The organism is Neolewinella sp., assembly GCF_965214665.1.
Lineage (GTDB): Bacteria > Bacteroidota > Bacteroidia > Chitinophagales > Saprospiraceae > Neolewinella.
Genome location: NZ_OZ243970.1, coordinates 3,153,425 through 3,165,643, shown reverse-complemented (window position 1 = coordinate 3,165,643; position 12,219 = coordinate 3,153,425). Strand labels below are relative to the sequence as shown.

General features: G+C 58.2%; 6 protein-coding genes. 5 read left to right on the top strand and 1 reads right to left on the bottom strand.

The window, feature by feature from the left end:
- The first annotated feature begins 114 nt into the window (after positions 1–114).
- The 3 genes from ACOOHD_RS13635 to ACOOHD_RS13625 all read left to right on the top strand — a co-directional run bounded on the left by ACOOHD_RS13635 (position 115) and on the right by ACOOHD_RS13625 (position 8,555).
- On the top strand, positions 115–2,967 hold the full coding sequence (locus ACOOHD_RS13635) for a TonB-dependent receptor (protein ID WP_420458436.1): 2,853 nt from the start codon (positions 115–117) through the stop codon (positions 2,965–2,967).
- A gap of 23 nt (positions 2,968–2,990) precedes the next feature.
- Positions 2,991–4,574 carry a T9SS type A sorting domain-containing protein gene (locus ACOOHD_RS13630; protein WP_420458435.1) on the top strand — a complete coding sequence of 528 codons (1,584 nt, stop codon included), beginning with the start codon at positions 2,991–2,993 and terminating at the stop codon, positions 4,572–4,574.
- Between the two features lie 96 nt (positions 4,575–4,670).
- The gene (locus ACOOHD_RS13625) at positions 4,671–8,555 is read left to right on the top strand and encodes an endo-1,4-beta-xylanase (protein ID WP_420458434.1); all 3,885 of its coding nucleotides are present in this window, start codon (positions 4,671–4,673) and stop codon (positions 8,553–8,555) included.
- Here the strand turns inward: ACOOHD_RS13625 and ACOOHD_RS13620 are convergent.
- Positions 8,552–9,148, bottom strand: a complete 597-nt coding sequence (locus ACOOHD_RS13620; protein ID WP_420458433.1) for a hypothetical protein — start codon at positions 9,146–9,148, stop codon at positions 8,552–8,554. The two genes, ACOOHD_RS13625 and ACOOHD_RS13620, sit on opposite strands and share 4 nt — an antisense overlap.
- Before the next feature lie 93 nt (positions 9,149–9,241).
- On the opposite strand from ACOOHD_RS13620, the gene ACOOHD_RS13615 reads away from it, so the two are divergent.
- Together ACOOHD_RS13615 and gatA are read left to right on the top strand one after the other, a co-directional pair.
- Positions 9,242–10,582 (top strand): MATE family efflux transporter, encoded by a 1,341-nt coding sequence (locus ACOOHD_RS13615; protein ID WP_420458432.1) that lies wholly within the window; start codon positions 9,242–9,244, stop codon positions 10,580–10,582.
- Between the two features lie 141 nt (positions 10,583–10,723).
- Positions 10,724–12,169: an Asp-tRNA(Asn)/Glu-tRNA(Gln) amidotransferase subunit GatA gene (gene gatA, locus ACOOHD_RS13610; protein WP_420458431.1), complete on the top strand. Its 1,446-nt coding sequence runs from the start codon at positions 10,724–10,726 to the stop codon at positions 12,167–12,169.
- Positions 12,170–12,219 lie beyond the last annotated feature (50 nt).

Sequence of the window (12,219 nt, the reverse complement as noted above, 5' to 3'; positions counted from 1 at the left end):
ATTTCGACATACTCACTAGTAAGAGGGTTTCGGTTCACCACCCAGCGTACGCGTTATGATCGGTCTGCTTCATACTGTGGTGTGTCGTTACCTATGACTACCAGTTGTCGAGATATGCAAAAAGAGCTCACTGTTGTCTGTCAGTACATTCTTGTACTTATCCTGCTTTGTCCTTCTACCCCCCTACTAGCCCAAACCGGTGTGGTGGAAGGTCAGGTGATTGATGGGGATATTGACGGACCGCTGTCCTATGCTAATGCGACGATAGTTAAAGATGGGGCTCCGGTTGGTACGGTGACGGATGTGGACGGTAGCTTCCGCCTGGTGAACGTGCCCGTAGGTACTCAGCTTGTCCGCATCTCCTTTATTGGATACGAGACCGTAGAGCTGCCCGTGGAAGTTGTAGACGACCAAACTACCGAGCTTGGAGAAATCTTGCTTTCTCCGGCAAATCTACTGGGTGTGGAGGTAGTGGTAACCGCACAGCTTAAGGGACAGCAAGCAGCCATCAACCAACAGGTGAATTCCAACACCATCGTCAACGTAGTAAGCGCCGAGCGTATCCGCGAGGTGCCGGATAACAACGCCGCCGAGACCATCGGTCGCCTACCCGGTATCACCATCAACCGTAACGCTGGAGAGGGTTCGCAGGTAACCATTAGAGGAGCTAGCCCCCGTTTCAACAATGTAACGGTCAACGGTCAGGCCATACCACCTACTGGCAACAGCAGTCGGGCGGTAGACTTAAGTCTGATCAGTTCCGATATTTTGCAAGGCATCGAGGTTTTTAAGGCTTTGACACCAGATAAGAATGGTGATGCCATCGGGGGGTCGATCAATCTTGTTACGCGCACTGCCGAGGAGGGGTTTCACGGGCTCATTCAGGGCGAAGTCGGCTACCATGGCCTGATCGATGACATCGGGACCTACCGTGGCTCAGCCACCGTAAGTAATCGGTTTTTCAATGAAAAGATTGGCGTGATCTTGACCGGAAGTGCCCACCGCGCCAATCGCAACGTCGATGTGTTTAACGCAGGTTACGAAAATCAGGATCAGGATACTTCCTTCATACCGATAGTTAATGTCGCGAACGTAGGGTTGACAAACCGCCTGGAGACCCGGGACCGCTATAATGCAAGTGTCACTACTGATTACACCTTCAAGAGTGGAAGCTTAGTTTTTGACTATTTCTTCAGCAACACCCTCCGCGACATAGAGGAGCGTTCGATCAACTTCTCTCCGGATCGCTCTACCGTGGGATATGGCTATAACAAGCGTGACCAGGAGCAGACCCTGCACAGTTTCGCGCTCAGGGGGACTCACCAATTTGCGGAGAACGAGCTGACGTGGAATGTGGGGCGATCAATCACTCAGACCGGTACACCGATCAGCTACGGGATGGGGGCTGCCCAGGAGGGAGCTTACGAGAGCGATTTTCCGTTCGACGCTCCCCCAGAACTTGTGCCGGTATTTGTCAACTACGACATCAACCGTACATTTACGGGAGCTACCTTCGGTTACGGGCTTAACGAGGTTGAGGACGCTAACTGGAATGCTCAAGTGGATTTCAAGGCACCTTTCACGCTCGACAATATCAACGGCTTTTTTAAATTTGGTGGTCAGGTACGCGACAAGCAACGTTCACGTGTGAGCCCAAGCTTCGTTATTCGTGACGGCGACTTGTACTTTCAACGGTTTCAGGAAGAGTATCCCGATTTTAGCCGTATTGACCGAATTTATTATTTCGAGAACTTCCGTGATCCTGATTTTGACAACTACCAGTTTCCAAATGGTGATACTTACGTAATTCCCTACGCCTTCGATGGCGACATTGTACGCGATATTTACGAGCGTTTTCGTGACGAGGGCTTCGTGGAGGATCCAGCATCGACACTCGATGACAACAACATTAGCGAACAGATACTGGCTGGTTACGCCATGACCGAGCTTAATTTTGGGGAGCGGACGATGCTGCTGCTCGGCGCTCGGTACGAAAACACAGCTAATGACTTTGGTGGCAACCAGGGTTTTTGTCGGGGTAGTGGTTTCTTCGCTTGTTCCTTTAGCGATACCTCCGCTACTAGCTCGCGGGGTGTCTTGCTTCCTATGGCACATATTCGCTACAAATTCAACGACCAGTTCAGTTTACGGCTTGCGGCCACCCGATCATTGACCCGACCCGACTTCCTTAACCTCACTCCGTTTACGCAGATCAGTCAAACGGGCAATAACCGTAGCGTAAATAGTGGTTCTATCGACCTTAAAATCCCAACTGCCTGGAATTATGACGCCATATTTACCTGGTTCAGTCAGTATGGTTATGTATCGCTCTCGGGCTTTTACAAACAGATTTACGACATCGATATTGCTATAAGTCAGAGAGACTTCAGTGGTACGCGACAGACCAATCCGTTTTATGGTTACTTTCGTACTAACCCCATCAACGCCCCTCAACCCACCAGCCTTTATGGCGGAGAAATCGAGGTGCAAACGAGTTTCTACTTTCTGCCAAAGCCATTTAATGGCATAACGCTTAGTGCTAATTATAGCCTTACCCGTTCGGAAACTGCGTACCCCTTTTATCCTATTGTATATCCCGCGCCGGAGTTTACTCCAACCGTACTCGATACCTTTCGGCTCAACCGGACGCAGGGGCAGGCCAACACGATTGCGAACTTTACCCTGGGCTATGAAAAGGGTGGTTTCAGTGGTCGCGTGAGTATGAACTATCAAGGCAACAAGTTGGCTAGTAGTGGCGGCAGTGAATTTTCGGATGTCTTCACTCGTGAGTACATTCGCTGGGATGCAAGTCTCACCCAGCGAGTCGGGGAGCGCTGGCAGATACTTATTAACCTGATCAATATCGGTAACCGCCCGGAACAAAATTTTCAATACATAGAGTCCCAACCTACCTCAGAAGAATTTTATGGATGGCAGGCCAATACCGGCTTACGCTATAGGTTCTAAACCTTTTCTTAATCCAACTAATTATGAATCACAACTACCTATTTTTTCTAACCTGCTTATGCATACTACTGACGCTTCCGTTGGCTGCACAGGAAGAACCCTTTCCCTGGCCACAAGACGAACTGGGCGAAGTCATGGTGATCGAGCCAGGCGACCCTGGCACCATCAACGCTACCATCTCCGGCGATACGATGGATGACGGCAGCCGAGTTCACAACGTGTACATGCTACGTAGAGGAGCCACCTACCTCTACACTAGCCGAATCAACAATGTCGGCTACCCGCTCATGGTCATTGCCGAAGAGGGTGACGGGCCGCTACCGCTGATCAAAGCATTAGGTCCGCCTGCTGGAGAAACCGAGGCACCGCGGGCTTTTCACGCTCAGGGCGACCTTTACCTGAAGGACCTACGGATCAACGGGTACGACCAGACCGACAGCCCTACGGACAACGCCACCGTCCGCTTAGCCGCCGATAGCGTACGCGTCGTACTGCGGGGCATACTGTTTGAGTTCAATCGACAGAATGCCATCCGAATCAATGGCAGTGACTGTGAGGTCTACGTCGAAAACTCCGTTATCGGACCCCAGGGCAACTCTTTCAATATCTTCAATGGTATCCCACTGAACTTTCGCGGCAACTTTACGCCGATGGTACACTTCCGGAATACAAGTTTCTTCTCACTAAGCCGTGGCCTGATGGAGAACTTCGGTGCCGCACGCTACGGTACGCTGATCATCGAACACTGTACCATGGTAAATAGCGGTGTGGATGGAGCAGAATTTGGGCGGCCGGATAGCCTGATCTTCACCGATAACCTAATCATCAACACGGGCATACTCGGTGATGGCTTTGATGGCGATCGAAGTGAGTTTATTCAGCCGTTATTTGCCTTCACCTTAGATAGCAATAACGTAGCCACCGATACGGTCATCGTTGGTACAGACACGACGATCAACTTCGAGAATGTCGAGCCGTACGTAGAGTTTGAGCGGAACCACTTCTACAACAAGCCAATCATAGCTCAGACTATTCCGGATTCATCACGTGCCTATATGGCTGATAGCCTGTTCTTCGACGAAGAACTGTCGGAAGATATTGATGAGGAAGACGGAAACGTCGTAGCTCAGCAAGATTTCGAGTTTACGAATTTTGATATGCCCGATGAGCAATTCACCGCCTTTATTAACGACTACTATCAGTTAGTACTCGATCAGGCTGAGATACCTGGTTTTGACAATGATATTACTGAGATTGACCTCACCTATAGTCCCGATCACCCCGCTGCTACAGCTGCTCGTAACGGTCAACCCGTAGGAGACCTAACCTGGTGGGGACTCAACATCGTCGGTACGACCTACCGGTTCCAGAACCTGGAGGTTAATATTTTCCCTAACCCAACCACCGACCGGATCCGGGTCGAACTGGAGAACCTACAGTCCGTACTAGTCTACGACCTAGCGGGAAAACTACTCCAGATAACCAATGACTTTGGGGGACAGAATACCGCAGTGGTGAATGTAGCCGACCTGAGTGCGGGTACTTACTTCGTAGTGGCCTTGACCACCGATCGTAGAGGAGTTACCCGGAAGATCGTCAAGCAGTAATATTTTTTGTTCCCCCTCCCGGGGCTAGTCGGGCTGCGTATCTGCATACGTAGCCCGGCTGTATTTTATGCCCTAACCTTATTGTCGACTAGCCTTATGAACCGTTACTACGTTCCGCTTACCCTGCTTGCCCTGCTCCTTCTGCTCTGCACCAGCGCCCCCGCCCAGTCCTACAAACCAGCCGCCGAAGCCGCCATCCGCCAGCACCGCATGGCCCCGCTGAACCTGGAGGTAGTTGATGCAAACGGAAATGCCGTCCCGGAAGCCACCGTACGTGTACGTATGCGGGAGAGCGCCTTCCGCTGGGGCTCGATCGTGAACATCAATGAGGTACTCAAGCTGGAGCGCGCCGGCTACCCCATCGGTAGCAACCACCCCTACTGGAACCACCTGCGGCAGTTCAACTCCATCGGGGCCGGGAATGGCGGTAAGTGGAAGCAGTGGCTCAACCTGCCCAACCGCGCCAAGTACCTGGAGGTGATGGACTGGCTCAACGAGAACGACATCGGCAACCGCCTGCACGCCCCCATCTGGCCCAGCATCCGCCGCTGGAACGCCGTGCCCGATACGGTGCTCAACGCCCAGGCTACGGCCACCCAGACCCGCGCCGAGGTCATTCGCCAGATCGTGCGCGGCCACCTGGAAAGCTATATGCCGATAATCCAGGACAAACAGGCCTACGAGGTGGACCTGGTCAACGAGCTGATCCACGAGGCCGACCTGACCACCGACCTAATGGGACTAACCGACGTCGACGACCGCATCGACGAGCACACCCAGTGGTACAAGTGGGCCCAGGCCGCCGGACCGGAGGTCGGCCTCATCGTCAATGAATACGACCTCTACCAGAGCGGGAATGATTTCCACACTCGCTTTGTCGACTACGTGTCCAAGATGATCGAGCGCGGCGCCCCGATCGACGGGGTAGGAATGCAGGGTCACTTCTTCGGCCCCATCCCCGCCTACGAGGAGCTGAAAAAACGACTGGCCGAAGTAGCCGTGCTCGACCTGCCCATGGCCGTGACCGAGTTCGATATGGTCAATAATACCTACGAGGAGATGGAGCGGGTGCTGTATAGCCTGTTCTCCGAGCCCCTGGTCAACAACTTCACCGTCTGGGGTGCCTGGGACGGCAACCAGTGGCGCAACAACGCCCCGATCTACAACCTCGACTGGAGCCTCAAGCCCAGCGGCCGCGCCTACTTCGATTTAGTGAAGGACCGCTGGCGTACGGATACTACGCTGGTGGCCGGGCAGGACGGGCCAATCAGTCTGGAAGCCTTTCGCGGCACCTACGACGTGTACGTGGAGTACGAAGGGCAGGTAACTCAGGCGCAAACGGAGGTAGCCGAGGACGGCAGTAGCCTGCGCATCGTGCTCGGTAACGGCTATGCCCTACCCGAGGGTAGCCTCAGCCTCAAGGGGGAACCCACGGTGGTCTACCCCGACCAGCCCGTTACGCTCACCGTCACGGCGGATGCGGACATCGAAGAGGTGACCTTTTACGACGGAGTGCACATCATTGGGGTAGACCGGGAAGCCCCCTTCGAGCTGACCATCACGCGGGCCGGCGGAAATATCCAAGTACAACCCACGGCCGAGGTAACCTACACCAGCGGCTACCGGCAGCGGTTGACGGGCCCCGACTTTACGACCTCCTCCGCCAACCAGGCCCCCCGCATCCGGGAGGTCTTCCCGGCCTCGGGCAGTACGCTGCTCTTGCGCAACGATCTCAGCCTCACGGTCGAGGCCACCGATCCAAACGGCGACTCCCTCACGGCCCTGCTACTCACCGAAAGCGGCGATACGCTACGCGCCACGGGTACCGACGACGCCTTCCGCTTTGCGCTGGCCGACCTCTCCCTGGGTTCTAACCGCTTTACGCTGGTGGTACGGGACGATAAATTCGGCAGCGACCGGCAGGAGATCGTGCTCAATATCGTCTCCACCGACTCCGAGCAGGTTGCCACCTCCTATCCCCTGGTCGAAACCGACGACACCGAGGAGAAAGACGATGGTAGCATCGACGTTTCCGGTGACCTCGACCTGGGGGAGAAGGTGACCGCGATCCGCTTCGAGCAGGCGGGCATTCCGGCCGGTGCTACGGTCGACAGCGCCTTCGTGCAGTTCACCAGCCAGAAGCCCGATCAGACGGGACCGATGGACGTGATCCTCTACGCGGAAAAAGTCGTGAACCCGGCCCCCCTGAGTAACCGGCAGGGGAATTTGAGCGCCCGTTCGCTCACGGAAACCCAGGTGGCCTGGAATGCCGTGCCGGACTGGCTCGTCCTGGAGGAGCGGGGCCCGGCGCAGCGCACGCCCGATCTATCCCCCCTATTGACCGAGTTGCTCCAGGTGGATGGATGGAGCGCTACCCAGCCGGTCCATCTGCTCGTGGGCCTAGACGAACAGTTAGACAAGCGCTCCGCCTACAGCGTCGACCTCTCGGAGGCATTTCGCCCGGAACTCACCGTGTACTACCAAGCTGCGGTCGACACCACCTCCCCCCTGGCCCCCGTGTCGCTTTCCTTCGAGACAGTGGGCGGGGCCGCGGGTGCGGTGCAGTGGCAAGACCCCAATCCCGCGGGTAGCGCCCTGGGCTACAACCTCGAGCTCGACGGCGCTCCCTACCCGGCCGTAGTCAGGCAGCGGCAATTCGTCTTCGCTGACCTCCGGGAGGGCACCTACACCCTACGCGTACAGGTAGTGGGTGCACTGGGTATCCTCTCCCCCTTTAGCGCCCCGCTTACCTTCACGATCGGCGATGGGGAGCCGGTGTGCGACGAAGATGGTACCCCCGACCCCATCCCCGACGGCCTGACCATCGAGGACCTCGGAAACACTTACCAACCCGATCCCGACCGGGTGCCCGCCTACCTACAGTACAACGTAGCCAACCGCGGGGGTACCACCAGCGTGCGCCGCAGCGATAGCACCACCCTGAAGTGGAAGGACGAGGGCTACTACCAGCGCAACCGCGAGCTCGGCCAGGTCTTCAACGTACCGGCCGGGCAGGAGCTGACCCTGGATGCGATCGTGCTGCGCACTGGCAACAGTAGCAGCGCGATTCTGGAGGGTGCCCCCGGCGCGGAGGTGTACATGCAGTTCTTCGAAGTCACCGGTACGCCCGTCATCAATGACAACGGTACCCCCGTGGGCACCGAATCCGAGCACGGATTCAATAATAACCACCGGACCGACGATTACCTGGAGGGGGTCACCTATACGCCCATCGCCATCGTGCGCGGCGGCATCTTTCCCGACCTGCCCCCGACCACCCAGAACGGCGGCGAGCCCGGCCACCTGCGCTACCTGCGCTGGAATTTAGAGGGGGACGGCGAGCTGACCCTGGCCGGCGGCAAACGCTATGCCTTCATGGTAGGCTTCACGAGTAGCGGCCCGCGGAAGGGATTCAGCCTGGGCAACGACAACGGCGCGGCCGACGGTGCCGCCCCCGTCCTGCGGAGCGACCCCAACGGTAGCAGCTGGTGGAGCATCCGCCGCGAGGGCGATGGCACCCTGCCTCCCACCCAGATACCGGGCATCGACCCACCGACCGACGAGGACCTCCGCCGGCAACTGATTCGGGAAAGTAGTTACGCCGAAAACTTCGAGTGTACCCTTTCGCCGACCACGGATGGCTTTCCAGATGTAGATACCTATCGTACCCTGGAGTTCTACGTCGAGACCGTCGGTGCTACCGCCACCCGGCAGTTGCCCTACCGCGGTGACCTGGGCGTGTATCCTAATCCGTCGGACGGCCAGCTTACCCTTAGTGTAGACCACGGCGGCAGCTCGCCCACGGCGCAGCTCGAAGTGTTGACGTTGGCCGGTCGCCTGGTCGATCGGGCATTCCTACCGTTACGGGCGGGAAGCAACGAGTACGCCTATCCCGGAGCGGTACTCCTGAAACCAGGGCTTTACCTCCTCCGGTTGCGCACGGACGAGGCGATCTATTCGGCCAAAATCACCCGGTACTAGGGCACCCCACTCACCTCCCCCCGAATATTCCAGTTCACCGTCTCCCCATTGAGCTCATTGAAGCTCGTCCAATCGGAATCGATAGAAAGTAGCAGCCGGTCGCCGTTGGGGCTGTAGCTGCGCCCGGCATCACAGCCTACGCTCCGGGGATCTTCACCCTGCCCCAGTTCCACCTCGATGGCTAGCCAGAGGCCCTGGCCGATCAGCTCGATGGCATCGCCTAGCAGGAGGTGCTCGTTCCACTCCGTAGTGGTGGTGCGGCCGGTAATGTCACGGCGGTAGAGCTCGGTGCCGGGGGTGCGGTCGCTGGGGCCATCGGCGTAGATCACCACGCTGGTGGACTGAGGAATGCGCGTGAGGTAGAAGGTAATTTTGTCCAGGGTGCCGCCCCGTAGGCGCTCGGTTTCCGAGGGTGGGAAGTAGGCGGCGAAGGTGTTGGTGCCGGGGGGTAGCTGGGGAGCGGTAAAATTGGGCCCGTCGTAGTTAAGGGTGGTGGTAGCGGACACGGGGTCATCATCGTCGTCCTTCACGCAATTGGCCCAGCCCAGGAGACAAGTGAGCAGAAGAAGCAGGGGCAGGGCGGGCAGTTTCATGGCGGCGGGATTAGGCAGCTAAGTTCGGACATAAGACGCGGCCGCGAAAGGCCCGGTTGCTTAAGGTTGTGCTAAAGTGGCGATCTTGCGGCCGTGTTGCAGCCGAACCGGGAGATCCTCCGCCTTGCCCTTCCCAATATCCTGAGCAATGTCTCCGTACCGCTGATCTCCAGCTTCGATACGGCCCTCATGGGCGGACTGGGCGGCGGCCACATCGCCGCGGTGGGCCTGGGCAGCATGGCCTTCAACTTCGTGTACTGGAACTTCGGCTTCCTGCGCATGGGCACCACGGGGCTCACGGCACAGGCGTACGGCCGGGGGAGTGCGGGGGCGCAGGTGCAAACGCTGTTGCGCGGCGGACTGCTTGCCCTCGCGATCGGCCTCACCCTGGTAGCGCTCCAGACCCCCTTGGTCCACTTCACCGAATGGCTACTCAATATCCGTACCGATCAGCTCGCGCTGGTGGAGGAGTACTTTTTCATCCGCATCCTCGCCGCTCCGGCGGCCCTGCTCCAGATGGTGTTACTGGGCTGGTTCTTCGGGCGGCAAAATGCGGTCTGGCCGTTACTTCTCACGCTGGTCGTCAATTCCGCCAACCTTGCCCTGAGCTACTATTTGGTAGCCTACCGGGGCTGGGGCATCGCGGGGGTAGCCTGGGGCACGGTGGCCGCGCAGTACCTCGGCCTCTTACTCGGTCTGGGGCTACTGGTGTACGGACGGTACCGGGTGGCGGACTGGCCGCTCGTTCGGGAGACCCTGCACCTGCGTCCCCGCCCCAATGATGGTGCGAGTCTGGCCGCTTTCTTTCGGATCAACCGGGATATCTTCATCCGCACGGTCTGCCTGACGCTGAGCTTCGCCTTCTTCTATAACCGCGCCAATGCGCTGGACGTAGGCACGGCTACCGTAGCCGCCAACGTGATCCTGCTGCAACTCGTGAACTGGCTGAGCTATGGGGTAGACGGCTTCGCTTTCGCGGCAGAAAGTCTGGTGGGCAAGTATGCGGGTGCCGGGGAGCCGGAAAAACTGCGGCGCGTCATCCGCCTACTCTTCGCCTGGGGCATGGGCCTGGCGGTGGTGTACGCCCTGGTGTACTGGCTGGGAGACCGCTATCTCCTGGCGCTCTTCGCCCCGGAAGCAAGTGCCGCCGAGACGCTCGCTGTGACCCTGGAACACCTGCCCGTACTGGTCCTCTTTTGCATCCTAGCTACTCCCTGCTACCTCCTAGACGGCATCTTTGTGGGGCTTACGGCGGCGCGGGCCATGCGGCAGACCATGCTACTCGCCTTTGCCGGCTACCTGGCGAGCTACTACCTGGTGGGACAGCACTACGGCAACTGGGGGCTGTGGGGGAGTCTGCTGTTCTTTATGGTGCTGCGGGGTGGGTTGCAGGCGGGGTGGTGGAAATGGAAGGGACTGGAACCAGAGCGATAAATCGATCATATGGAGATAGCATGGTACAAATTATCGGATAATTTGTACCATGCTATCTCCGTATTTGCGGATCATCAGCGTATAATCATCCTTTGGTAAGAGCTAGTCTTCGGAAATCCCCTCTAGACCTACCTTGCATCCATGCCCCACCCCACCATCGCCACCACCCAGGCCGCCCTGGCCGCCGGGGAGGTAACCACCCAGCAGCTCGTCGAACGCTACCTGGCCGCCATCGGGGAGCAGCGCTACCTCAATATTTACGTGGAGGTGTACGCCGACGAGGCACTGGATCAGGCCCGGGAACAAGACGGGCGGCGGCGCGCAGGTGCAACGCTGGGAAGACTAGCCGGCGTGGTCATCAGCATCAAGGATGTCATCTGCTACGCCGGGCACGGAGTGAGCGCGGGATCGGCCATACTGGAGGACTTCGTAAGTCCCTACACCGCCACGGCCCTCCAGCGGCTGCTCGACGAGGATGCCATCGTGATCGGGCGCACGAACTGCGATGAGTTCGCCATGGGCAGCGGCAACGAGAATAGCCATTATGGCCCTACGCGCAATGCCGCCGATCCGGCCCGGGTGCCCGGCGGCAGTAGCGGGGGGGCGGCCGTGTCGGTGCAGGCAGGTACTTGTTTGCTGGCAGTAGGCTCCAGTACGGGGGGCTCGGTGCGGCAGCCGGCTTCTTTCTGCGGACTGTACGGCTTTAAACCTACCTACGGCCGCATCTCGCGCCACGGACTCATCGCTTACGGCAGCAGCTTCGACCAGATCGGACTGCTGGCCCACGATCCGGCTGATATCGCGCTGGGGCTGGAGATTATGGCCGGGGCGGACAACTATGACGCCACCGCGCCGAACCGGCCCATCCCGCTGTACAGTAAAGCGAAGAGTGAGGGACCGAAGCGCATAGCCTACTTCGGTGACCTGCTGGAAGGCGAAGGAGCCGATCCGGCGATTCGCACGGCCACCCGGCAGGCTATTGAGGCGTACCGCGCGGCGGGCCACAAAGTGGAATCAGTCACCTTCGACTACTTCGACTACGTGGTGCCCACCTACTACGTACTCACGACGGCCGAGGCCAGCTCCAACCTGAGTCGCTACGATGGTATGCGCTACGGCTACCGCAGTCCCGACGCCAATACCCTGGAAGAAACCTACCGCATGAGCCGCTCGGAGGGTTTCGGTACCGAGGTGCAACGGCGTATTCTACTGGGCACCTTCGTGCTTAGTAGTGGCTACTACGATGCCTTCTACGGCAAAGCACAGCGGGCGCGGCGGGTGATCCAGGACCAGCTGCGGCGTATTCTGGTCGACTACGACTTCATCCTGATGCCCGTCTCGCCGAGCCTGCCCTGGTACGTCGGCGAGCAGCTAGACGACCCGGTCGCCAATTACCTCGCCGATATCTACACCGTACTCGCTAACCTGGCCGGGCTGCCTGCCATCGCTATACCTACGGGCACGGCGGAAGGGAGCCACTTGCCGGTTGGATATCAGCTTATGGCCGATCTGTGGTGTGAGAAGGAGTTACTGGCTTTTGCCCGGTATGCCCGATACGAGCGTTCCGACGCAAAATCTTATGGTTGAGTGCCATAAGATCTATGCATCGGACCGCCGTAGCTTGGTGGACGGCGGTC

Bases quoted from the DNA above. Each gene is read 5' to 3' on its own strand.
- ACOOHD_RS13635 (WP_420458436.1), top strand. From the start codon at position 115: ATGCAAAAAGAGCTCACTGTTGTCTGTCAGTACATTCTTGTACTTATC.
- ACOOHD_RS13630 (WP_420458435.1), top strand. From the start codon at position 2,991: ATGAATCACAACTACCTATTTTTTCTAACCTGCTTATGCATACTACTG.
- ACOOHD_RS13620 (WP_420458433.1), bottom strand. From the start codon at position 9,148: ATGAAACTGCCCGCCCTGCCCCTGCTTCTTCTGCTCACTTGTCTCCTG.
- gatA (WP_420458431.1), top strand. From the start codon at position 10,724: ATGCCCCACCCCACCATCGCCACCACCCAGGCCGCCCTGGCCGCCGGG.
- ACOOHD_RS13625 (WP_420458434.1), top strand. From the start codon at position 4,671: ATGAACCGTTACTACGTTCCGCTTACCCTGCTTGCCCTGCTCCTTCTG.